The organism is Pectobacterium brasiliense, assembly GCF_016950255.1.
Classification (GTDB): Bacteria; Pseudomonadota; Gammaproteobacteria; order Enterobacterales; family Enterobacteriaceae; genus Pectobacterium; species Pectobacterium brasiliense.
In genome coordinates this window covers 1,818,330-1,842,535 of record NZ_JACGFN010000001.1, presented here as the reverse complement: position 1 = coordinate 1,842,535, position 24,206 = coordinate 1,818,330, and the positions used below count along the sequence as shown (strand labels likewise).

Sequence of the window (24,206 nt, the reverse complement as noted above, 5' to 3'; positions counted from 1 at the left end):
TTACTTATCGCGTTCAACGATGAAATTCGCCAGCGCTTGTAATGGGGCAATATTCAGAGGAATTGAGCTGGATGCGACGAGGTCGTCAAGCGATGCCAGTGATTCCTGATAGAGCTCCTGTGCTTTTTTTCGTGCGTTATCTAACCCCAGTAAACTGGGATAGGTGCTTTTACCTAGCTGTTGGTCTGCACCCTGACGTTTTCCTGTTGTTGCGCTGTCGCCAACAACATCGAGAATATCGTCCTGAACCTGAAAAGCGAGCCCAATCGCGTTAGCGTAGCGATCCAGATGGGGCAAAGCATCGCGACCTGTTTCACCGGCGGCCAGTGCGCCTAGTCGGACAGCAGCGCGAATCAAGGCACCGGTTTTGTGGCGGTGAATCCGTTCTAACGCGGCCAGATCGACCTGATGACCTTCCGCTTCCAGATCGAAAGCCTGACCACCGCACATGCCTGCGACGCCACTGGCGTGAGCCAATTCTGAGAGCATCGCCAGCCGATCGCGGTCAGAGACCTGTGGCATCGGTGCATCGGCCAAAATGGAGAACGCCAGCGTTTGCAATGCATCGCCGGCCAAAATGGCATTAGCTTCGCCAAATTTGATGTGGCAGGTCGGCTGTCCACGACGTAAATCGTCGTCGTCCATTGCCGGCAGATCGTCATGAATCAATGAATAGGCATGGATACATTCGACTGCCGCGGCAGGGGCATCCAGACTCTCTAACGGCATGCCAAACAGTTCGCCAGTAGTATAAACCAGAAACGGGCGCAGGCGTTTGCCTCCTAAGAGTGAGCCATACTCCATCGCATTGACCAGTGGACTACTCTGAAAGGGGAGGTCGGCGATGAAATGCCCCAACATACGGTTAGTGCGTTGGTAATGCGCATTCAGTTTCGTGCTGAAATCGGTCATAGTGAGTCATTATCCGGCGTAAACGGCGACAGCGGCGCTTCAGGATCGTCACTCAGCAGGATTTGTACGCGCTGTTCCGCCTGTTGCAGTTTTTGCTGACCCTGGCGAGCGAGCTGGATGCCATGCTCGAACTCATTTAGCGCATCATCCAGCGGCAGTTCGCCTGATTCGAGGCGGGTAACGATTTTTTCCAGTTCGTTCAGTGAGCTTTCAAAGCTGACTGGCTGCTCGGTCTTCTTAGGCATAATGGTTTCGGAATCCTGGTGTTATACGCCGTTGGCTTGTGGCGGCAAAGCGTGGTGTTACGTTTGGTCATCCGCAGATGGCGCGACGATTATACGGTTAAAACGCACAGTATATCTGCATATAATGATATACTCCGCGCCTTGGATGCTATTGGTAAAATCATCTCTGTTCTGGCTGATTTTACCGATAACGTGATTTTAGTGCCCAGGGTGAATTTATTTACACCTTTCTGACCAAGTAACGACAGCCACCATGAAGTTTATCATTAAATTGTTCCCGGAAATCACCATCAAGAGCCAATCTGTGCGGTTGCGCTTTATCAAGATTCTAACCGGAAACATTCGCAACGTATTAAAACACTATGATGAAACGCTGGCGGTTGTCCGTCACTGGGATCATATCGAAGTTCGGGCTAAAGACGAAAATCAGCGTGAAACGATTCGTGATGCGCTGACGAGAATTCCAGGTATTCACCATATTCTGGAAGTTGAAGACCACGCCTACACCGACGTGCATAACATCTTTGAACAGGCGTTGACCCTGTATCGTGAACGGTTGGAAGGTAAGACGTTTTGTGTGCGGGTAAAACGCCGCGGTAAGCATGAGTTTAGCTCACAGGACGTAGAGCGCTATGTTGGCGGCGGTTTGAACCAGCATATTGAGACTGCGCGAGTCAACCTCACTGCGCCTCAGATCACCGTGCATCTGGAAATCGAACAGGATCGTCTGCTGCTGATTAAAGGTCGCTATGAAGGGATCGGTGGCTACCCGATTGGTACGCAGGAAGATGTGTTATCACTGATTTCCGGTGGTTTCGACTCTGGTGTATCCAGCTATATGTTGATGCGTCGCGGATGCCGCGTGCATTACTGCTTCTTCAATCTTGGCGGTGCAGCACACGAGATTGGTGTGAAACAGGTGGCACATTATCTGTGGAACCGTTTTGGAAGCTCACATCGGGTGCGCTTTATTGCTATCGACTTCGATCCTGTCGTGGGTGAAATTCTCGAGAAGGTCGATGACGGCCAGATGGGCGTCGTGCTGAAGCGTATGATGGTGCGCGCGGCCTCCAAAGTTGCCGAACGTTACGGTGTTCAGGCGCTGGTGACTGGTGAAGCGTTAGGGCAGGTGTCCAGCCAGACGCTGACCAACCTGCGTTTGATCGATAATGCCTCCGACACGCTGATTCTGCGTCCGCTGATTTCTCATGATAAAGAACACATTATCAAACAGGCGCGCGAACTGGGGACGGAAGATTTCGCCAAAACGATGCCGGAATACTGCGGTGTGATCTCTAAAAGCCCGACGGTGAAGGCGGTGAAAGCGAAGATTGAGGCCGAAGAAGGTCACTTTGATTTCGCTATCCTGGATCGTGTGGTGAGTGAAGCCCGGAATATTGATATCCGTGAGATCGCCGAGCAGACCAAGCAAGACGTGGTCGAGGTCGAAACGGTCGCGTCATTTGCGCCAACCGACGTGCTGCTGGATATCCGTTCTCCAGATGAACAGGACGATAAGCCGCTTGAATTGGATCAGATCGAAATCAAATCTTTACCGTTCTACAAGCTGGGTACACAGTTTGGCGATTTGGATCAGAGCAAAACCTATCTGCTTTACTGTGAACGTGGCGTGATGAGCCGCTTGCAGGCGCTGTACCTGCGTGAGCAAGGTTTTACCAATGTGAAGGTATACCGTCCGTAATATAGAAAGGCGCGCAAGCGCCTTTTTCATCTACGTTAATCGCGATAGTTATGAATACCCGGCGGCAGGATGAGCTGTGCGGCGACTTCGGCGGCTTTTTCTTTTCCCAGCAGCAAATCAATGATCTTCAAAGCGAAATCCATGCTGGTGCCTGGCCCTTGAGTGGTTAACAGATTCACGCGCGGATCGTAGACGACACGCTTTTCCATCCATTTTTCTGGCGCAATCTTATCCTTAAACGCAGGATAGCCCGTCATGTTTCCGACGGGGAACAGCTGATGATATTCCAGCACCAGCGCAGGCGTTGCACACATCGCGGCGACAATTTTCCCTTCCAGATGCGCTTGTCGAATGCATTCCACCAGTATTGGGCTATCGCGGAAGCACTCCGCACCTTGCAGGCCGCCCGGTAACACCAGCACATCGAAAGGCCGATCGGCGACGGTAGCCAGTGGAGCATCCGCCAGTAGCCTTACTCCACGCGAGCAGACGATCTCAAGATTGCCATCGCTGGCTACGCTGGCAAGCGTGACCTGAATACCTGCCCGGACAAGCAAATCGATGGTCGTGACGGCCTCAGTTTCTTCACTACCAGGTGCCAGACACACCAGTGCCGATGCGGTCATAATCATTTTCCTTTTGCTTAATGTAGTCAAACAGACGGGCATTTTCAGGGAGTGTCAGACCGTGGAGACGCGCACGGTGCAGTAAATACCCGGTAATGTAATCAATTTCGGTATGCCGCTGAGCGATGATGTCCTGCAACATCGATGAGGTGTTTGCCGCAGTGTTCTGAATAATTTGATTCACGTAGAGCAGCAGACTATCTCCCGATGTATGGAAGCCTTCCCGTTCCATGACGCTGGCCACCTCCTGACAAAGTGACACAATCAGTTCTGGATACGCAGAAAGCTCGCCATTAGTGCAGTGATATTTCACCGTCAGTGGATTGATGACGCAGTTAGCCGCCAGTTTCAGCCAGCAGGTGGCGCTAATGTTGGTGTGCCAGGCCACATCAGGCAAGGCCTGATGCAGCACTTCAGCTAAATGGCTTTGGCTGCTGTCACCGTTAAATGTGCCAATATGCGTAGTGCCTGCCGCAACGTGTACGACGTTATTGATGTCGCGTCGGGCAGCGTGGGTGGTGATACCGAGCACCAGTGGTTGCTGCAACGACGGTAATTCTTCCCGCGTGCCCATTCCATTGTGTAAAAGCAGAATCGTGCACTGTGGGTTGAGCTGCGGCAATAGCGCGATAACAGCATCGGAAACTTGCCAGGCTTTTAGCGTCACCAGCAGAAGTTCGCTTTGGGCAAGATGATCGGGGTCGTTCGCTGTCAGGTTGAGATTACAGTGCTGACCGTCCAGCATAGTGACATTGACTGGACAATACGGTTGCGGAATGCGCAGCCATCCCTGGACATCATGCCCTTGCTGATGTAACGCGGCGAGCCAAAGCTGACCCAGCGCGCCACAGCCAAGAACGGTGATTTTCATGTACGTCTCCCTATTTGATGCGGGCGCTGTCGTTCTGCCATCATAGGCTATCATTCATGTCACGATCTTGAGTTATTCGGCCGGTTTGCCGGATGCCGAGTAAAAATCGGGATTGTGTCTGGCATCTTGCTTATCGCAGAAGAGCGGTTATTATGCTCGCCAGCCAAATTTGTCAGGAGAGCGAATTATGCCATCTTTCGATATTGTTTCGGAAATTGATATGCAGGAAGTCCGTAACGCGGTGGAAAATGCGACACGCGATCTGAGCACCCGTTGGGATTTTCGTAATGTTCCGGCCAGCTTTGAACTGAATGAGAAATCACAGAGTATCAAAGTGGCCAGCGAGTCTGATTTTCAGGTACAACAGCTGGTTGATATTCTGCGTGAAAAACTGGTTAAGCGCGGTATTGAAGGCGGTTCGCTGGAGATCCCAGAAGAAATGGAACACAGCGGAAAAACGTACAGCGTGGAAGCGAAGCTGAAGCAAGGTATTGAAACGACGCTGGCGAAGCAAATCATCAAGCTGATTAAAGACAGCAAGCTGAAAGTGCAGGCGCAGATTCAGGGTGAACAGGTGCGCGTAACCGGTAAATCACGCGATGACTTACAAGGTGTGATGGCGCTGATTCGCGGCGGAAATCTGGGGCAACCGTTCCAGTTTACCAACTTCCGCGATTGATACTTTTAGTCAGCCGCCGATGAACAGAAAGGCCAGCAAAAGCTGGCCTTTCTATTTAGTTCTGTCCTACCAACTGTTCTAACTGCTGCCGATTGGTCTTTTTGTTGTCGATCTTCACATAAGCACTCTGCTCATCCGGCACGACGACAACTTCTGCAACGCCGGGTTGGGTACGTATTTTCTGTTCCAATTCACTATCGCGCAGCGCTAAATCAGGCAGTGTAATTCTCAGGCTGCTGAGATAAGGCGGTTCTTGCATGGTGAAGCTGACGAGTAGCCAGATGGTCGCAATGGCCGCGCCAGCCATAAAGACGGCAGAAGCGCCATAAAGCTCAAACAGTCCGCCGCCGAGGCTCCCGCCAATGGCTACACCGATGAACTGTGTGGTGGAGTAAACGCCCATCGCGGTGCCTTTATATCCCGCAGGTGATTCCTTGCTAATCAGCGAGGGCAGCAGTGCTTCCATGACGTTGAAGGCCAGGAAGAACAGCTGTACGCCGATGATAATTTGACAAAGATGGTTGCCCGCCGACCATAAGACAACCTCTGCGGCGATCAGGACCACGATGCAGCCGATGAAGACCTGCTTCATTCGTCTTTTCACTTCAGCATAAATGATGAAAGGCACGACGCCGACAAAAGAGATCAGCATCGTGGTCAGATAGACTTTCCAGTGATCCTGCGGTGCTAACCCCACAGATTCCATGACTCGGGGGAGGGCGACGAAGCTCGACATCAATAAAATATGAAGACACATGATGCCGATATTCAGTTTCAGCAGGCGGCTATTGCTGAGCACTTTGCGGAAACTGCCGCGCACCATCGCCGATTCTCGATTCAGAACGTGCTCAGGTGCGGAAGGAATCAGCGTCAGAGTAATGACAATCCCTGCGAGTGACAGAAGCGCGATGCCCCAGAAGAGCGCCTGTAAGCCGAAGGCGTGGGTAACGATAGGACCAACGACCATCGCGATAGCAAAGGTGACGCCGAAGCTCACGCCGATAAATGCCATCGCTTTCGTTCGGTTCTGCTCACGCGTCAGGTCGGAAAGCAGCGCCATAACGGCAGCGGAGATTGCCCCCGCGCCTTGTAGTGCTCGGCCAAGGATAATGCCCCAGATAGAGTCGCTCAGTGCAGCGATGACACTGCCGAGAGCAAAAATCAACAATCCTCCAACGATCAGAGGTTTTCTGCCGATGCGGTCAGAAGCCAGGCCGAAGGGAATCTGGAAAATAGCCTGCATCAGGCCATAAATGCCAATGGCAATACCGATCAGCGCTTCACTGGCACCCTGTAAGGCCATGCCGTAAGTTGTCAGGACAGGCAACACCATAAACATGCCAAGCATGCGCAGTGAAAAAACGGCTCCCAAGCCCCATGTGGCGCGTAATTCGCCAGGGGTCATTTTATTATCGTTCATGTGTACCTCTGAAAAGCAATTGACACTATTTTAGTGCGTTCTTGGTCAGACAGTAAACGATAGGTTTGTTACGTGATTTGGCGTAGGAGAAAGTAGGAGAGGAGAAAAGAAAAAAACGCAGGGAGCATTTTCCAACATTGCTGGCGACGGCCCGAAGGGGACGTGCAGAAAATATGACATAAAAAAACAGGCGGACAAGCCACCTGTTTTTCTTAATGCATGTAACGCTGCTTGTGATTAACGCAGGTAGGTCAGCATGATTTCATGCGCGGGTGCCATTGAATCCACGGACATCATGACGCTCAGTGACGTAATCGCGACAATGGAGAAAACAAACAGTTTTCTTGCCCATACACGGTCATCAATCGCATTTTTATAGCCTGACAGCGCCATACCCAACCACCAGACGCTCACTGCTGCGGCAACGATCAGATATTTATAGCCGGCATAGCCGCCGAGAGACAGCATCAATGTTGCTACTGCAAACGCCACGATGTACAGCGTGATGTGGTGTTTCGCAACGGAGATGCCTTTCACAACAGGCAGTACCGGGATATTGGCGGCCTGATAATCCTTGAAGCGGAAAATCGCAATCGCGTAGGAATGCGGCATCTGCCACAGGCTAAAGATCAGCAGCAGAATCAATGCGCCAGCGTCGAACTGGTTGCTGACGGCACAGTAACCGATAACCGGTGGTGCCGCGCCAGACAGGCTGCCAATCAGCGTGCCATAAACAGAATGCCGCTTCATGTACAGACTATACACACCGACATACACGACGAAGCCCATCACCGCCAGCCACATGGCCAGCGGGTTAGCCGCGATGTAGAGCAGAGCAAAGCCCGCAATACCTAACAGCGATGCGTAAACCAGCGTTACCTTCAGCGAAATCAGTCCCTTTACCAGAACCCGATTTTTGGTTCTCTCCATTTTCTTGTCGATGTCGCGGTCAATGACGTTGTTAAACACGCAGCCAGATGCAACGACTAACGACACACCCACGAGGGTGGCGAAAAACAGGGGATAATCAATGCGGCCTTGGGCCGCAAGGAGAAATCCACCGATAACGGAAATCAGATTTCCGAAAATAATTCCTGGTTTAGTAACTTGCAGGTATTGCTTAATCATCTTTTACGGCTCTGTTACTGGATCATCATATTGTGGTGTGCGCTCATCATAATCCAGATGGAGCCCACGACGACAATCGCGATAATCAGGACGGCAAACACAAGAGCCACCACGTTCCAGCGCTCTTCTGAGGACGTATTCAGGTGCAGGAAATACACCAGATGTACCAGAATCTGAACCACTGCACATCCCACCACCGTGAAAAGGATGGCGCTATGCGAGGCAGTGCCGCTCATGACCATACTGAAAGGAATCACTGTCAAAATCACAGACAGAACAAAACCTATCACGTATGACTTAACGCTGCCGTGGCTGGCACCTGAATGATCGGTTGTTGAATGACTCATTACATCGCCCCCAGCAGATAAACAACGGTGAAGACACAGATCCATACCACGTCGAGGAAGTGCCAGAACAGACTCAGGCACATCAGACGTGTTTTGTTGGTTGCAGTCAGGCCACGTTTAGAGACCTGAATCATCATGATGACCAACCAAATCAGACCGCCTGTTACGTGAATCCCGTGGGTACCGACCAGTGCGAAGAAGGCGGACAGGAACGCGCTGCGATCCGGGCCATAGCCTTCCACGATCAGATGATGGAACTCATAGATTTCCATCCCGATAAACACCAGACCGAACAGGAAGGTCACGCCTAACCAGGTATTAACCTGAGATTTGTTGCCCTTGTTCATGGCGATCATCGCCATGCCGTAGGTAATACTACTGAACAACAGCGCGAACGTTTCCACCAGCACGAAAGGCAGTTGGAAAAGCTCTTTCCCGCTTGGGCCACCCGCAGTACCGTTAACCAGTACCGCATAGGTTGCGAACAGTGACCCGAAAATAATCAGGTCGCTCATCAGGTAGACCCAGAAACCAAATACCTTGGTCGCGCCTGTGTCGTGGTGCCCATGCTCTGCATGGGCTGTATTGTGGTTAGTCAGAGTTTCAGTTGACATGTTTCACGCCTGCCTTACTGAGTTGATCAAAATTCTGATTCTCAATTTGCTCAATTTCTTTAACCGGCACGTAGTAATCCACGTCTTGATTAAAGCTATGCACAATCCAGGTCACAATCATGCCAGCGAAGCCAGCGATGGCAAGCCACCAGATATGCCAGATCATGGCAAAACCGAATACCAGGCTGAATGCGGAGATAATCACACCAGCGCCGGTGTTCTTCGGCATGTGAATCTCTTCATAGCTGGCAGGGCGCTTGTAAGCTTCACCTTTCTCTTTCGCTTCCCAGAATGCGTCACGATCGTTGATGTGTGGCACGATAGCGAAGTTGTAGAACGGCGCAGGAGAAGACGTTGCCCACTCCAGCGTGCGTCCACCCCACGGGTCGCCCGTCAGGTCACGGTTCTGGTCACGGTCACGGATACTGACGTAGAACTGGATCACCTGACACAGTACACCGATACCAATCAATACCGCACCGATGGAGGCCACAACCAGCAAGGCGTGGAATTCAGGGTTGATTTGCTGGCTCAGACGACGCGTCATCCCCATGAAGCCGAGAACGTACAGCGGCATGAAGGCAACGAAGAAGCCAATAATCCAGAACCAGAACGCACGTTTACCCCAGGTTTCGTTCAGGGTGAAACCAAAGGCTTTCGGGAACCAGTAAGTGATACCTGCGAAGCAACCAAACACCACGCCGCCGATGATCACGTTATGGAAGTGAGCAATCAGGAACAGGCTGTTGTGCAGGACAAAGTTCGCACCCGGTACGGCCAGCAGTACGCCGGTCATCCCACCGATGGTGAAGGTGATGATGAAGCCCGTGGTCCACAGCATCGTGGAGTGAGACTGAATACGGCCTTGATACATAGTGAACAGCCAGTTGAAGATTTTAACCCCGGTTGGGATTGAAATAATCATGGTGGCTATACCAAAGAAGGCGTTGACGTTCGCGCCGGACCCCATGGTAAAGAAGTGGTGCAGCCAAACGATGAACGACAGAACCGTAATCGCAATGGTTGCCCACACCAGTGAGGTGTAGCCAAACAAACGTTTCTTACAGAAGGTGGCAACCACTTCGGAGTAAACACCGAATATCGGCAGCACCAGAATGTAAACCTCAGGATGACCCCATGCCCAAATCAGGTTGATGTACATCATCATGTTGCCACCCATATCATTGGTAAAGAAATGGGTGCCGAGGTAACGGTCAAGCGTCAGCAACGCAATGGTAACGGTCAATATTGGGAATGCGGCAATGATCAGCACGTTGGTACACAGTGCCGTCCAGGTAAATACTGGCATTTTCATCAGCGTCATGCCAGGCGCGCGCATCTTCAGAATGGTAGCGAAGAAGTTAACACCCGTCAGCGTGGTACCTACACCGGATATCTGTAGACTCCATATCCAGTAATCGACCCCGACGCCGGGACTGTACTCCTTCCCTGAAAGCGGCGGATACGCCACCCAACCCGTCTGTGCGAACTCACCTACCCCGAGGGAGAGGTTGATCAAGACAACGCCCGCTACAAACAGCCAGAAGCTGAGGGAGTTCAGGAAGGGGAAAGCAACGTCACGTGCACCGATCTGCAAAGGAACCGCAAGGTTCATCAGGCCAACGACAAACGGTGTCGCCACGAAGAAGATCATGATGACACCGTGCGCGGTGAAAATCTGATCGTAGTGGTGAGCGTTTAGGAAGCCTTCTTGCCCGGCAGAGGCCAGCACCTGCTGGCCACGCATCATGATTGCATCGGCGAAACCACGTATCATCATCACCAGACCGACGATGATGTACATGATACCGATTTTCTTGTGGTCGACGGAGGTGAACCATTCGGCCCACAGCCATTTCCACTTACCGAAATAGGTTATTGCCGCCAGCAGCGCAAGGCCGCCAACGATGATCGCCGCCACGGTGACCATAATAATGGGTTCGTGATACGGAACCGCATCGAGTGTAAGTTTTCCGAACATCGTATTATCCCTCGGCTCCTTTGTGCGAGCTATGCTCGCCCATGTTCATACCCTCACCGTGTTGCATGTTTTCGTCGTGCTTCATGCCTTCACCATGATGTTGCATGTTCATGCCGCTGCCTGTGAATTTGCGAATAAGATTATTAAACAAATCCGGCTGGACACTGGAGAAGTATTCGACAGGATGGAATTCACTTGGTTTAGCCAAAGTGTTGAATTCATCCATGGTATTCAGTGTCTTAGGGGACGACCGAACGTTCGCAACCCACTGGTCGAACTCTTGTTGAGTTGGTGTAGCAATCGCGGTGAACTTCATACCAGAGAAGCCTTTACCACTATAGCCGCCAGAGATACCGTCATATTTGCCCGGTTCGTTAGCGATCAGGTGGAGCTTCGTCTGCATTCCGGCCATGGCATAGATTTGTCCACCAAGGCGAGGGATGAAGAAGGAGTTCATCACGGAGTCGGATGTAATCTTGAACGCAACAGGTACGTTGGCAGGGAAAGCCAGTTCGTTAACCGTCGCGATACCCAAGTCCGGGTAAACAAACAGCCATTTCCAGTCAAGCGAAACAACTTCGACATTGATAGGTTTGACGTCTGACACCAGTGGCTTATAGGGATCAAGCGAGTGGGTCGTCTTCCAGGTAATCGTGCCAAGAATGACGATAATGATAATTGGCACAGTCCAAACTACAGCTTCAATCTTATTGGAGTGTGACCAGTTCGGGGTATATTTTGCCTTTTCATTGGAAGCACGGAACTTCCAGGCAAAAGCTATCGTCATAACGATAACGGGAATCACAACGATCAACATCAGCCCGATGGCAGTCAGTATTAACGATCTTTGCTCTAACCCGATCTCTCCTTTGGGGTTCATCAGCGCCATATCGCAACCGCTCAGTAGAGCAGTGGCTGCAAATAAAGACAGCATCCCAAAAATTGTATTGTATTTCTTGAGTCTCATCTAGCGACCTCAATAACAAGGGCTCTATTGTCATTTTACGCGAGCGGGCATTTTACGGGAAGGTTACTGCACTGTAAACATGATTAAGGTTATGTCAGCCGTTTGTTGCTGTTTTTTGCCCTTAATGTCACAAAGATAGCCAAAATAAAAATGGTATTGAAAAACAGCAAATTAAGAGGCTACCCAGATAAGAGTATGGAGGGATAATAAGAAATTACAACTCACCGTAACGCTTATTTTCTATTTTTAGTTTGGAGAAATTTTTTGCTCAACCTGCGTGTTTGATAACAAATGAAATTAGTTCTGAGGGATTTTTACGAGGAAATAAAATTCCCTCTAGCAAGATATTATGAGAAAAATAATTAAATAAAGGAACGATGTAATAGGTTCAGGCAGCAGATGAGCGCTGCCTGAACGAATATCGTTAGTGCGCGGACTGTTTGGACGCGCGCCGAAGTGACAGATAATCCAGCAAGCTACCGAAGAAAATGCCCAGCAGAGCGAGTGCGCCGCCTGCGGCGAGCAGGTATTCTGCCAACAGAGGCAATGAGGACCATTCCAGCGCATTGCTGATTAGCAGTATGAGCCACAATGCCAGCACAATCGCACCCAATTCCAACATATGTAAGGCTTTCTTGTAATAATTCTGGAAGTTTGTGCGTAACTGAAAGGTGTCGGTTTTCTGGGTAAACTCCAACGTCTCACGGCAGATCAGCAGGATGGCCAGACCCGGTAACGCGGCAAAAATCGAGAACAGGTAGAACCATGCCCAGCCATAGGATTCGACAAACCAGCCTGCGATAGGACCAACGTAAACCCGTCCGACGGCGGCAAGGGCAGAAAGAAGAGCAAACTGTGTGGCTGAGAACGACTTATTGCACAGCGTCATCAATAGTGCGACAAATGCTGCTGTCCCCATACCGCCGCAGAGGTTTTCCAGAAAAACAGCGGTAGCCATGGTGAACAGACTTTTGGCGGTGATAGCCAGCAACCAGTACCCCGCGTTGGACACGGCCTGAAGAATACCAAACAGCATCAACGCTCTGAACAAGGAGATCCGCTGCATCAATAATCCGCCGTAAATCGCTCCAACGATGGTGGCGAAGAGCCCAAGCGTCTTATTAACCAGCCCGACATCACCTGCATTGAAGCCAACGCCGCGTATCAGGAAGGTTGTCGTCAAGCTGATCGCAAAGGCGTCACCGAGCTTGTATAACACGATAAGCAGAAGAATGAGCCAGGCGTTGTTGCGTGCGAAGAAATCGCGCAAAGGGGCAACAATCGCTTGCTCCATGCTGCGTGGCGCTGGCTGGCTATTCAGTGGTTCCGGTGCTAGCAGGGTCGCGAACACACCGATCAGCATGAGTCCTGCCATTAACCAGTAGGTGGCCTGCCAGCCGAAATAGCGATCGGCCATCCACAACGCCAGTCCACCTGAAACCAGCATCGCCAGACGATAACCTAATACCGAGGTGGCTGCGCCCGTACCGCGTTCTTCTGGAGGAAGTAAATCCGTCTTATAGGCATCAAAAACAATATCCTGAGAAGCGGAGCAGAACGCGACCAGAACTGCCAGCGCAGCCAGCCACCAGAGATCGCGAGCCGGGTTCATAAACCCCATACCAATAATGGCAGCAATCAGCAGAAGTTGACTGAGTATCAGCCAGCCACGGCGTCGGCCGAGAAACGGTGGGGTGTAGCGGTCCATCAGCGGGGACCACAGGAACTTGAATACGTAGGCTTGACCAACCAAAGAGAAGAAACCAATGGTTTTCAGATCGACATTCTCGACAGTCATCCAGGCTTGCAATGTGCCGGATGTCAATGCCAGTGGTAAACCGGAAGCGAAGCCAAGCAACAGCATAAAAAGCGAATTACGTTGGCTGAATAAAGCAATGATGCGACTAAACATGAAGAGTCCTTTCCCTTGCTCCGTGAGCGTTCAGGAGCAAGGGAAGCGGCGTACAGAAATTAACGGGCGTTTTCTTTGATAAAGCCACTTACAGTCGTGTCTTGCGCCATGTCGTTGATGACATCGCCTAACACCGTGTTAACGGCATTGGTAATGTTCTGATTGTTGGCAGTAAACGCGCCCTGAACGGTATAGGTTGAGCGGTAGTTTTTCACCTGCTTGTTGCCATTTGCCGCCTGAGAAATGATGGAGATATCCGCTTTGGTGGTGATGTTGTAGCGCAGGTTGCCTTCGGAGACATCGGCGTACAGGTGGTTAACCACGATCTGCAAGGCTACCGGGCCGCCCGTACCGATCATGTAACCACGTGCGGTCATTTGTTTCTCCAGCGCTTCTTGCAACAGGAAACGCAGATCGCGAGAAGGCGTCAGCGTAATCAGTTGGCCATCGCGATTCACTTTCGCCAGAGCCTGATCGGCGCGTTGGTCTGCACCATTGATACTAATCGTTACGCCCATCAGCGTCGGGTCCTGGGAAGGCAGGCTGATTTTGGGGCTGATGTTCAGCGTGTTGCTTTTTGCTGCACATCCTGCAAGCAGAATGACGGCCAGAAGAGGGAAAAATAATTTTTTTAACATTCGTATTTTCTCAGTAATGATTAGTGTGGTGAGCTGACAAATATTGTTGATATCATATCATCGCCACAGGCAGGAAAAAGAGCCGATAGCAGGTAAATTGTCCTGAAATTCATCTTTTTCATGCCGTTGACCCAGAAAAACGTTTTTATCACATCAATACCGCCGATGATATCTCCACCCTTAGCGACCCTTTTTCTTCTTTGTCATGCCGCTCTTACGCATAACAGATTGAAAAAACGCTAAGGTTATACTGATTCGGACATCGGTGAATGGCAGCAATGTCGCGTTGATATCACATTTTCCCCAAGCCGAAAGGGTAGTCGTATGATGCGTGAAACGATAGAAGAAAAGCTGCGTGTGGGTTTTGAACCTGTTCATTTAGAAGTGACTGATGAGAGCTATCGCCACAACGTGCCTGCGGGCGCGGAAAGTCATTTTAAAGTTGTGCTGGTCAGCGATAAATTCACGGGCGAACGCGTGATTGGACGGCATCGCGCAGTCTATGCCGTACTGGCCGCTGAACTGGCGGGGTCGGTGCATGCACTCGCGTTACATACGTATACGACAAAAGAGTGGATCAGCTTGCAAAATGCCGTCCCTTCTTCACCGCCTTGCGGTGGCGCTGGCATCCTTTCTTAAGTCATTAATATGGCCCGTTCCTGACATATCGGGGCGGGTTACTAACAAAAGTGTGAATCCGTTGCTGTAATAGTCTGCCCGCCGTTCTCGACTCATCCCCTCTATATCGCTATAATGCTGCGTCTATTTTTCCTGAATGTATTCGGGACGCTTCTGACTACAGGGACGGGGTTGGCAATTTCCCGGTTCTGCGAGGTTTATTTAAGCCTGTGCGCCTTGGTGCCAGCGCTGAATCAGCCCTGCTGTCGTGAGAGTTTTCGTCGCGAGAATAGTTTTGGGGTTGACCGATCACTGTGATTTTTTGAGGTAACAAGATGCAAGTTTCAGTTGAAACCACTCAAGGTCTGGGACGTCGCGTAACGATTACCGTTGCTGCTGACATCATTGAGAGTGCGGTGAAGAGCGAGCTGGTCAACGCGGCCAAAAAAGTACGTATTGACGGTTTTCGTAAAGGCAAAGTGCCGATGAATGTTGTTGCTCAGCGTTATGGTGCCTCCGTGCGCCAGGACGTATTGGGTGACCTGATGCAGCGCAACTTTGTTGACGCGATCATCAAAGAAAAAATTAATCCGGTTGGCGCGCCTAACTATATCCCTGGCGAATATGCGGTAGGCGGCGACTTCACTTACTCTGTTGAGTTTGACGTGTACCCGGAAATCGAACTGAAAGGTCTGGATGCGATCGAAGTTGAAAAACCGGTTGTTGAAGTGACCGATGCTGACGTTGATACCATGCTGGACACGCTGCGTAAGCAACAGGCAACCTGGAAAGAAACCGACCGCGCTGCGGCAGCGGAAGATCGTGCAACGATCGATTTCACTGGCTCTATCGACGGTGAAGTCTTTGAAGGCGGAAAAGCGTCCGACTTCGTTCTGGCAATGGGCCAGAACCGCATGATCCCAGGCTTTGAAGATGGCGTCGTTGGACACAAAGCGGGTGAAGAATTCACTATCGACGTGAACTTCCCAGAAGATTACCACGCTGAAAACCTGAAAGGAAAAGCGGCTCAGTTCGCTATCGTCCTGAAGAAAGTTGAAGAGCGTGAGCTGCCTGAATTGACTGAAGAATTCATCAAACGTTTCGGCGTGGCTGATGGTTCTCAGGAAGGTCTGCGTGCTGAAGTTCGTAAAAATATGGAACGTGAGCTGAAAGGCGCGGTGCGTAACCGTGTGAAAACTCAGGTTCTGGACGGACTGATCAACGCCAACGAAATCGATGTGCCAGTTGCACTGATCGATGGCGAAATCGACGTTCTGCGCCGTCAGGCTGCACAGCGTTTTGGCGGCAACGAGAAGCAAGCGCAGGAATTACCGCGTGAGCTGTTCGAAGAGCAAGCTAAACGTCGTGTTGTTATCGGTCTGCTGCTGGGCGAAGTTATCAGCACCAATGAGCTGAAAGCTGACGAAGCACGCGTTAATGCGTTGATCGAAGAGATGGCTTCTGCTTACGAAGATCCGCAGGAAGTTATCGAGTTCTACAGCAAAAACAAAGAGCTGCTCAACAACATGCGTAACGTTGCTCTGGAAGAGCAAGCGGTAGAAACCGTACTTGCTAAAGCGAAAGTCGTTGAGAAATCAGTCAGCTTCAACGAACTGATGAATCAAACAACTACGGCATAAACCTTGTTGATATCAACATTGTTTATTGCGTAGCGGGGATGCTTCCCTATCAAAGCCCGTGCCTTATGGCGCGGGCTTTTTGCTTATAGCGTTCGCAATACTGATGATTATCGTTTAGGTGGTACTTAACGCCGGCGTTTAGCGCCTTCGCCTCCGCCAGTGAATCGGCGAGAGAGGGGCGCCTGAAATTGCACTATTATTGACTCATGCAGAGAATTTGTTAGGTCAGGCAACGAGTTAAACCGCAACGTTGTCGTGCCGATAACGTGTTAAGAATAAAATGATTGGCGCTTTAATAGAGAACGATTGATAGTGTAAGCTTGAAATACAATGCGTGTGCCCCCACTCACTGAAGAGGAAAAGTGGGCACAGCAGGTAAGGATTCTCGGCCGTATGGGTTGTTCAACTGGGGTGGGGCAGGGTTCCATAGTCATCCCTCTCTATCTCTAGTAGAATTGAGTAATACGATGATTGAACAATGCAATGATTGAACAACGCTAAGAGTGCCGGACGCATTTTATCTAGGAGACGTGAATGTCATACAGTGGCGAACAAGAAAGACAAGCACCTCATATGGCGTTAGTGCCGATGGTGGTTGAACAGACCTCGCGTGGGGAACGTTCTTACGATATCTATTCCCGTCTGCTAAAAGAACGGATAATCTTCCTGACTGGTCAGGTCGAAGATCACATGGCGAACCTGGTTGTGGCACAGATGCTGTTTCTGGAAGCCGAAAACCCAGAAAAAGACATTTATCTGTACATTAATTCCCCTGGTGGCGTCATTACTGCCGGTATGTCCATTTATGACACCATGCAGTTTATCAAGCCAGATGTCAGCACGATCTGTATGGGACAGGCCTGTTCTATGGGCGCGTTCCTATTGACTGCGGGAGCCAAAGGTAAACGTATTTGCTTGCCTAACTCGCGCGTCATGATTCACCAGCCATTGGGCGGTTTCCAAGGGCAGGCAACAGATATTGAAATCCATGCCAAAGAAATACTGAAAGTGAAAGCCAAGATGAATGAGCTGATGGCGAAACATACGGGTCAGCCTCTTGAAGCGATAGAGAGAGACACCGAGCGCGATCGTTTCCTCTCTGCCAGTGAGGCAGTAGACTACGGTTTGGTAGACTCCGTATTCACTAACCGTGGGTAATAATTCGCCATATTAGCGGTCTGGTGTAGCTAAAAATCAGTGTTCGACCGATAGTCTGTTGTGCGGGGTTATTTTACGCGTATTGGCTATAAGTATCGGCGTTCGTTGTAGCGGTATCGCTGTGGTTGGCCTGCGGGCAAAAGACGAAAAAGAGGTTTAACTCATGACAGATAAGCGCAAAGACGGTTCAGGAAAGTTACTGTACTGCTCTTTTTGCGGCAAAAGCCAGCATGAAGTGCGTAAGCTGATTGCCGGGCCGTCGGTGTATATCTGCGATGAATGTGTTGACTTGTGTAACGACATTATTCGCGAAGAAATTAAGGAAGTGGCGCCCCACCGTGAGCGCAGTGCGTTGCCGACGCCACACGAAATTCGCCGCCACCTTGACGATTACGTTATCGGCCAAGAGCAGGCCAAGAAGGTATTGGCCGTTGCGGTATATAACCACTATAAACGCTTGCGTAATGGTGACAGCAGCAACGGGATCGAACTGGGTAAAAGTAACATCCTGCTGATCGGCCCTACGGGGAGCGGTAAAACGCTGTTGGCTGAAACGCTGGCGCGCTTCCTGGATGTCCCGTTCACCATGGCGGATGCTACTACGTTGACCGAAGCGGGTTACGTCGGTGAAGACGTCGAGAACATCATTCAGAAGCTGTTGCAGAAGTGCGATTACGATGTGCAGAAAGCGCAGCGTGGCATTGTCTACATCGATGAAATCGACAAGATTTCTCGTAAGTCAGACAACCCGTCGATCACTCGTGACGTATCTGGTGAAGGCGTGCAGCAGGCGCTGCTGAAGCTGATCGAGGGCACGATCGCCGCGGTTCCACCGCAGGGTGGGCGTAAACATCCGCAGCAGGAATTCTTGCAGGTTGATACCTCTAAGATCCTCTTTATCTGCGGCGGCGCGTTTGCAGGTCTGGACAAAGTGATCGAGCAACGTACCGATACAGGTCGCGGTATCGGCTTTAATGCGACGGTTAAAGGATCGGCTGACAAAGCAACAGAAGGCGAGCTGCTAAGCAATGTTGAACCGGGTGACTTGATTAAATTCGGTTTGATTCCTGAGTTTATCGGCCGTCTGCCAGTGGTTGCTACGCTGAGAGAACTGAGCGAAGAAGCGTTGATTCAGATCCTGCGCGAGCCGAAGAATGCGCTGACCAAGCAGTATCAGGCGCTGTTCAACCTCGAAGGCGTTGAGCTGGAATTCCGCGATGAAGCGCTGACGGCGATTGCCAAGAAAGCGATGGCGCGTAAAACCGGTGCACGTGGTCTGCGTTCTATCGTTGAAGCTGCTCTGCTGGATACCATGTATGACCTGCCATCGCTGGAAAGCGTGGATAAAGTCGTCATTGATGAATCCGTGATTGCGGGCCAATCTGAGCCATTGCTGATCTATGGCAAGCCTGAGACACAGCAGGCATCCGGCGAATAATTAATCAATTTGGCCGCATCAAAAAATAAAAATGGGGGATTTTATCCCCCATTTGTTTTTTACACGCATGCTGGTCGTTGAATGTGAGACATTTATCCCCATATACTCAAATACCTATTTGATGAAACCCGTGAAAACCGCGTTTCACGAGATTCCCATAACCTGGCGGAAACGAAACTAAGAGAGAGCTCTATGAACCCTGAGCGTTCCGAACGCATAGAAATCCCCGTATTGCCATTGCGCGATGTGGTGGTTTATCCGCACATGGTCATTCCGTTGTTTGTTGGTCGGGAGAAATCGATTCGGTGCCTTGAAGCCGCAATGGATCATGATAAGAAGATCATGCTGGTGGCACAGAAAGAAGCCTCAACGGATGAGCCAAGTATTAACGATCTTTTCTCGGTAGGGACGGTAGCCTCAATTCTTCAAATGCTGAAACTGCCGGACGGCACGGTAAAAGTGCTGGTCGAAGGGTTACAGCGTGCGCGTATTACGACACTTTCTGACAGCGGTGAGCATTTCGCTGCACACGCAGAATATCTTGATTCCCCAGCAATTGATGAGCGCGAGCAGGAAGTGCTCATGCGCACGGCGATCAATCAGTTTGAGGGATACATCAAGCTGAACAAGAAGATCCCGCCGGAAGTGCTGACATCTCTGAACAGCATTGATGATGCCGCGCGTTTAGCTGACACCATTGCTGCGCACATGCCGCTGAAACTGGCTGATAAGCAGTCTGTACTTGAAATGTTCGATATCACTGAACGTTTGGAGTACCTGATGGCGATGATGGAATCCGAAATCGACCTGTTGCAGGTAGAAAAACGGATTCGTGGCCGTGTTAAGAAGCAAATGGAAAAAAGCCAGCGTGAGTACTATCTGAATGAGCAAATGAAAGCTATTCAGAAAGAGCTGGGTGAGATGGATGACGCGCCGGATGAACACGAAGCGTTAAAACGCAAGATTGACGCGGCGAAAATGCCGAAAGACGCGCGTGAGAAAGCCGAAGCAGAATTACAAAAGCTGAAAATGATGTCACCGATGTCAGCGGAAGCGACGGTGGTGCGCAGCTATATCGACTGGATGGTGCAGGTGCCGTGGAATGCGCGCAGCAAAGTGAAGAAAGACTTGCTGAAAGCGCAGGAAATGCTGGATACCGACCATTATGGTCTGGATCGCGTGAAAGAACGCATCCTCGAATATCTCGCAGTACAGAGTCGAGTTAGCAAGATCAGAGGGCCGATTCTGTGTCTGGTGGGGCCTCCTGGCGTGGGTAAAACCTCGCTCGGTCAGTCTATTGCCAAAGCGACCGGACGTCAGTATGTGCGTATGGCGCTGGGTGGCGTGCGTGACGAAGCGGAAATCCGCGGTCACCGCCGTACCTATATCGGTTCCATGCCGGGCAAACTGATCCAGAAAATGGCAAAAGTTGGTGTGAAAAACCCACTATTCCTGCTGGATGAGATCGACAAAATGTCTTCTGACATGCGTGGCGATCCGGCTTCAGCCTTGCTGGAAGTGCTCGATCCGGAGCAGAACGTGGCGTTTAACGATCACTATCTGGAGGTCGATTACGATCTGTCCGATGTGATGTTTGTTGCGACGTCTAACTCCATGAATATCCCGGCACCGTTGCTTGACCGTATGGAAGTCATTCGTCTTTCCGGCTATACCGAAGACGAAAAACTGAATATCGCCAAACAGCATCTGCTGCCGAAACAGATCGAACGTAATGCACTGAAAAATGGCGAGCTGTCGGTAGAAGACAGCGCGATTGTTGGCATTATCCGTTATTACACGCGTGAAGCTGGCGTACGTAGTCTGGAGCGTGAAATCTCCAAGCTGTGCCGTAAAGCAGTAAAAACGCTGTTAATGGATAAATCCACTAAGCATATCCAGATTTCGGGCGATAACCTTAAGGATTTCCTTGGGGTACAGCGCTTTGACTATGGTCGTGCGGACGATGAAAATCGCGTAGGGCAGGTGACCGGACTGGCCTGGACGGAAGTGGGTGGCGACCTGCTGACGATTGAAACGGCCTGCGTACCGGGCAAAGGTAAGCTGACTTATACCGGTTCACTGGGTGAGGTCATGCAGGAGTCGATTCAGGCTGCGCTTACCGTGGTTCGTGCCAGAGCGGAAAAATTAGGCATCAATGCTGATTTTTACGAGAAGCGTGATATCCACGTTCACGTTCCAGAAGGTGCGACGCCGAAAGATGGTCCGAGTGCGGGTATTGCGATGTGTACCGCGCTGGTTTCTTGTTTAACCGGTAACCCGGTGCGTGCTGATGTGGCGATGACGGGCGAGATTACCCTGCGTGGTCTGGTACTGCCGATTGGTGGTCTGAAAGAGAAACTGCTGGCTGCACACCGTGGTGGTATCAAGACGGTATTGATTCCTGATGACAACAAGCGCGATCTGGAGGATATCCCACAGAACGTGATTGCCGATCTGGAAATCCATCCGGTGAAACGTATTGAGGAAGTGTTAGCGTTAGCGTTGCAGAATGCGCCTTCTGGCATGCAAGTGGTCTCGACGCCTAAAGCCAAGACCAAAGCCAAGGCAAAATAGTGACCTGTCGCAAAAACCCTTGAGAAAATCAGGGCTGGTGAGTGAAATCGTGCTTGCCAGCTTTTTTTTGTACCGCTAAGTTAGAGCACTGTTAGTTTTAGCCGTAACTGGCTAAGCATGACAGCATTGATAATAAGTTACGTGTCGCGTCTTGGGACATTGAAGCGCGATAAGAGAATTCCAGAGGGGATGACAGAGTGAACAAGTCACAATTGATCGACAAAATTGCCGCAGATGCTGATATTTCCAAAGCGGCAGCAGGGCGTGTGTTAGATGCAATTATTGGTTCCGTTACCGAATCCCTGAAAGAAGGGGATGATGTTGCTTTGGTTGGTTTTGGTACTTTCTCAGTGCGTGAACGTGCTGCTCGTACCGGCCGTAACCCGCAAACTGGTAAGGAAATCAGTATCCCTGCGGCGAAAGTACCAGGATTCCGTGCTGGTAAAACGCTGAAAGACGCCGTTAACTGATTATTACGTCACAGGTTTGGCGGATAACCACTTTGGGTGCCAAACAATACCTGACGCAATGATATTGGTAGGGTAAGATACGAGGCGCATCATTTTATGATGTGCCTTTTATTTATTAGGACTATACATACCCGACACATGGCAGACGTGGCGGGCAATAAGCTTAAGTGCGCCCTAGCCTTGTATTGGGCTATAGCAATCGCAAGGATGCATGGCTCCGGCCAGCGCAGGGAGTTTTATCCATTCTACAGCGGAGTGTTGTCACATTATGATGGACAATTTACGTACGGCCGCGAATAACGTCGTGCTCAAAATTATTCTTGCTTTGATCATCGCATCATTCGTTCTAACTGGCGTTGGTGATTATCTTATTGGTGGTTCAGGAGATTACGCTGCAAAGGTGAACGGGCAGGAAATTACCCGCGCACAGCTTGAGCAGGCGGTACAGAACGAACGCAGTCGTCAGCAGGAAACCTTGGGAGAGAATTTCTCTCTTCTGGCGAGTAATGACGGCTACATGCAGCAATTGCGTAGGCAAGCACTCTCCCAACTTATTGATGAAACCTTGCTGGATCAGTATGCCAACAAGCTGGGACTGAACATCAGTGATGAGCAAATCAAACAGGCGATCTTTGACGTTCCTGCGTTTCAGACCGACAACCGTTTTGATAATGAAAAGTATCTGGATCAGGTTCGTCGCCTTGGCGTAACGCCGGATATGTATGCTCAGATGCTGCGTAAGCAACTGACTTCACAGCAACTGATTCGCGGCTTTGGCAATACCGCATTCCTGCTGCCGCAGGAGATCGATAATCTGGTGAAACTGGCTGCACAGGATCGCGTTGTCCGTGTTGCAACCATTGATATTGCTGCCAAGGCGAAAGCACAGACGGTTGCTGACGATGAGATCCAGAGTTATTACGATCAAAACAAAGGGAATTTCATCGCACCAGAAGAATTCAAAGTCAGCTATATCACGCTGGATGCGGCAAGCATCATGGACGGCGTGAAAGTAGACGATGCTGCCATCAACGATTTCTACGAGCAGAACAAGAGCGGCTATTCTCAACCTGAGCGCAAGAAATTCAGCGTTATTCAGGTGAAGAATGAGGCCGATGCAGCGTCTGTTCTGGATGCACTGAAGCAAGGTGGTGATTTCGCTACGCTGGCGAAAGAAAAATCAACGGACGTTATCTCGCGCCGCAACGGTGGCGATCTGGGATGGATGGACGAAAACAGCATGATTGATGAGCTGAAGCAGGCAAAACTGACAGAGAAAGGTCAGGTTTCCGAAGCGATTAAATCATCTGTTGGCTATCTGATTGTGCGTCTGGATGATGTTCAGCCGCAGCAGGTCAAACCGCTGAGCGAAGTGCGTGCCGAGATCGCTGAGAAAGTGAAGCACGAGAAAGCGCAGGATGGTTACTATGCGCTGCAACAAAAAGTCAGCGAAGCGGCCAGCAATGACAACGAGTCTCTGGCTTCAGCAGAAGAAGCAGCCGGTGTGAAAGCCACGCAGACCGACTGGTTCACGCGTGAGAAAGTTCCCGCTGCGCTGAACTTCCAACCGGTAACGCAGGCTATCTTTAGCGGTGCGCTGCTGGGCGAGAACGGTACTGCGGGCAACAACTCCGATGTGATTAACGTCGATGGCGATCGCGCTTTCGTTCTGCGTATCACTGAGCACAAGCCTGAAAGTACTCGCCCTCTGGATCAGGTTCGTACCGAGATTGTAGAGACGCTGAAACGTCAGAAGGCTGAACAGCAGACTCGTGTCGACGCTGAAAAAATTCTGGCTGAGCTGAAGCAAGGTAAAGATGAGGCGCTTAAAGCTGCGGGCCTGAGCTTTGGTGAGGCAAAAACGATGTCTTCTATCTCTCAGGGTGATGCAACGGCCGAAGCAATCTTTGCTATGCCACACCCAGAGAAAGATAAGCCATCTTATGCGATTACTCAGGATCAAGCTGGTAATGTCGTGCTGGTCGCGCTGGATAGCGTGACGCCACATCAGCTAAACGATGAGCAGAAAACACAGTTTGCTAGCCAGGTTCAGCAAGGTTCTCTGGGCGCGCTGTTTGATTCTCTGCTGTCCAGCTTACGTAGTGAAGCGAAAATCAAGATGGGCAATGCGGCGCAAGAACAGCAATAAGCTCCGCAAAAATTTGCAAATCGTTGCAACAACAAAAGGCCGCTTTCGCGGCCTTTTCCACATTTAAATTCTGCTGTTTGCGGTGTTGATGGGTCTGCGGCAAGGTAGCCGTGCTGT

Annotated in this window: 21 protein-coding genes; 9 read left to right on the top strand and 12 right to left on the bottom strand. The window is 50.6% G+C overall.

Annotated features, from left to right (window positions below; all coding sequences use genetic code 11):
* Window positions 1-912 carry a (2E,6E)-farnesyl diphosphate synthase gene (ispA, locus tag H4F65_RS08155; protein WP_010282077.1) on the bottom strand — a complete coding sequence of 304 codons (912 nt, stop codon included), beginning with the start codon at window positions 910-912 and terminating at the stop codon, window positions 1-3.
* A complete protein-coding gene (gene xseB / locus H4F65_RS08150) occupies window positions 909-1,157 on the bottom strand; it encodes an exodeoxyribonuclease VII small subunit (RefSeq protein ID WP_010282080.1) in 249 nt (82 codons plus the stop codon). Before xseB ends, ispA begins: the two co-directional genes overlap by 4 nt.
* 253 nt (window positions 1,158-1,410) lie before the next feature.
* Between xseB and thiI the strand changes: the two genes are divergently transcribed.
* Window positions 1,411-2,859, top strand: a complete 1,449-nt coding sequence (thiI, locus tag H4F65_RS08145) for a tRNA uracil 4-sulfurtransferase ThiI (protein WP_010282084.1) — start codon at window positions 1,411-1,413, stop codon at window positions 2,857-2,859.
* Between the two features lie 35 nt (window positions 2,860-2,894).
* Here thiI and yajL read toward each other — a convergent pair whose 3' ends face one another.
* Window positions 2,895-3,485, bottom strand: a complete 591-nt coding sequence (gene yajL / locus H4F65_RS08140; protein ID WP_010282087.1) for a protein deglycase YajL — start codon at window positions 3,483-3,485, stop codon at window positions 2,895-2,897.
* Entirely contained in the window at window positions 3,448-4,356 is a 909-nt protein-coding gene (gene panE / locus H4F65_RS08135; RefSeq protein WP_010282092.1) for a 2-dehydropantoate 2-reductase, read from the bottom strand. Before panE ends, yajL begins: the two co-directional genes overlap by 38 nt.
* 187 nt (window positions 4,357-4,543) lie before the next feature.
* Between panE and H4F65_RS08130 the strand changes: the two genes are divergently transcribed.
* The gene (locus tag H4F65_RS08130) at window positions 4,544-5,035 is read left to right on the top strand and encodes a YajQ family cyclic di-GMP-binding protein (RefSeq protein ID WP_010282093.1); all 492 of its coding nucleotides are present in this window, start codon (window positions 4,544-4,546) and stop codon (window positions 5,033-5,035) included.
* A gap of 55 nt (window positions 5,036-5,090) precedes the next feature.
* On the opposite strand, the gene H4F65_RS08125 is transcribed toward H4F65_RS08130, so the two are convergent.
* From H4F65_RS08125 to H4F65_RS08090, 8 genes are all read right to left on the bottom strand, one after another.
* The gene (locus H4F65_RS08125; protein ID WP_010282095.1) at window positions 5,091-6,455 is read right to left on the bottom strand and encodes an MFS transporter; all 1,365 of its coding nucleotides are present in this window, start codon (window positions 6,453-6,455) and stop codon (window positions 5,091-5,093) included.
* Between the two features lie 237 nt (window positions 6,456-6,692).
* A complete protein-coding gene (cyoE, locus tag H4F65_RS08120) occupies window positions 6,693-7,583 on the bottom strand; it encodes a heme o synthase (protein ID WP_010282097.1) in 891 nt (296 codons plus the stop codon).
* A gap of 14 nt (window positions 7,584-7,597) precedes the next feature.
* On the bottom strand, window positions 7,598-7,930 hold the full coding sequence (locus H4F65_RS08115) for a cytochrome o ubiquinol oxidase subunit IV (protein ID WP_010282099.1): 333 nt from the start codon (window positions 7,928-7,930) through the stop codon (window positions 7,598-7,600).
* Window positions 7,930-8,544, bottom strand: a complete 615-nt coding sequence (locus tag H4F65_RS08110) for a cytochrome o ubiquinol oxidase subunit III (RefSeq protein WP_010282102.1) — start codon at window positions 8,542-8,544, stop codon at window positions 7,930-7,932. Before H4F65_RS08110 ends, H4F65_RS08115 begins: the two co-directional genes overlap by 1 nt.
* The gene (gene cyoB, locus H4F65_RS08105) at window positions 8,534-10,525 is read right to left on the bottom strand and encodes a cytochrome o ubiquinol oxidase subunit I (RefSeq protein ID WP_010282105.1); all 1,992 of its coding nucleotides are present in this window, start codon (window positions 10,523-10,525) and stop codon (window positions 8,534-8,536) included. The genes H4F65_RS08110 and cyoB overlap by 11 nt, the downstream gene beginning before the upstream one ends.
* 4 nt (window positions 10,526-10,529) lie before the next feature.
* The gene (cyoA, locus tag H4F65_RS08100) at window positions 10,530-11,492 is read right to left on the bottom strand and encodes a cytochrome o ubiquinol oxidase subunit II (protein ID WP_010282108.1); all 963 of its coding nucleotides are present in this window, start codon (window positions 11,490-11,492) and stop codon (window positions 10,530-10,532) included.
* Between the two features lie 424 nt (window positions 11,493-11,916).
* A complete protein-coding gene (gene ampG, locus H4F65_RS08095) occupies window positions 11,917-13,404 on the bottom strand; it encodes a muropeptide MFS transporter AmpG (protein WP_010282111.1) in 1,488 nt (495 codons plus the stop codon).
* A 59-nt stretch (window positions 13,405-13,463) separates the two neighbouring features.
* The gene (locus H4F65_RS08090; RefSeq protein WP_010282135.1) at window positions 13,464-14,042 is read right to left on the bottom strand and encodes a lipoprotein; all 579 of its coding nucleotides are present in this window, start codon (window positions 14,040-14,042) and stop codon (window positions 13,464-13,466) included.
* Window positions 14,043-14,366: 324 nt separating this feature from the next.
* Here H4F65_RS08090 and bolA point away from each other — a divergent pair, with 324 nt between their 5' ends.
* From bolA to ppiD, 7 genes are all read left to right on the top strand, one after another.
* Window positions 14,367-14,681, top strand: a complete 315-nt coding sequence (gene bolA, locus H4F65_RS08085) for a transcriptional regulator BolA (RefSeq protein WP_010282137.1) — start codon at window positions 14,367-14,369, stop codon at window positions 14,679-14,681.
* Window positions 14,682-14,995: 314 nt separating this feature from the next.
* On the top strand, window positions 14,996-16,300 hold the full coding sequence (tig, locus tag H4F65_RS08080) for a trigger factor (protein ID WP_010282139.1): 1,305 nt from the start codon (window positions 14,996-14,998) through the stop codon (window positions 16,298-16,300).
* A 534-nt stretch (window positions 16,301-16,834) separates the two neighbouring features.
* A complete protein-coding gene (gene clpP, locus H4F65_RS08075; RefSeq protein WP_010282141.1) occupies window positions 16,835-17,458 on the top strand; it encodes an ATP-dependent Clp endopeptidase proteolytic subunit ClpP in 624 nt (207 codons plus the stop codon).
* 163 nt (window positions 17,459-17,621) lie between these two features.
* Window positions 17,622-18,896, top strand: coding sequence for an ATP-dependent protease ATP-binding subunit ClpX (clpX, locus tag H4F65_RS08070; protein WP_010282142.1), 1,275 nt, complete (start codon window positions 17,622-17,624; stop codon window positions 18,894-18,896).
* Between the two features lie 192 nt (window positions 18,897-19,088).
* On the top strand, window positions 19,089-21,470 hold the full coding sequence (lon, locus tag H4F65_RS08065; protein WP_010282144.1) for an endopeptidase La: 2,382 nt from the start codon (window positions 19,089-19,091) through the stop codon (window positions 21,468-21,470).
* A 197-nt stretch (window positions 21,471-21,667) separates the two neighbouring features.
* Window positions 21,668-21,940, top strand: a complete 273-nt coding sequence (gene hupB / locus H4F65_RS08060) for a nucleoid-associated protein HU-beta (RefSeq protein WP_005976031.1) — start codon at window positions 21,668-21,670, stop codon at window positions 21,938-21,940.
* Window positions 21,941-22,208: 268 nt separating this feature from the next.
* Complete coding sequence (ppiD, locus tag H4F65_RS08055) at window positions 22,209-24,089, top strand: peptidylprolyl isomerase (RefSeq protein ID WP_010282148.1); 1,881 nt, start codon at window positions 22,209-22,211, stop codon at window positions 24,087-24,089.
* Window positions 24,090-24,206: the final 117 nt, after the last annotated feature.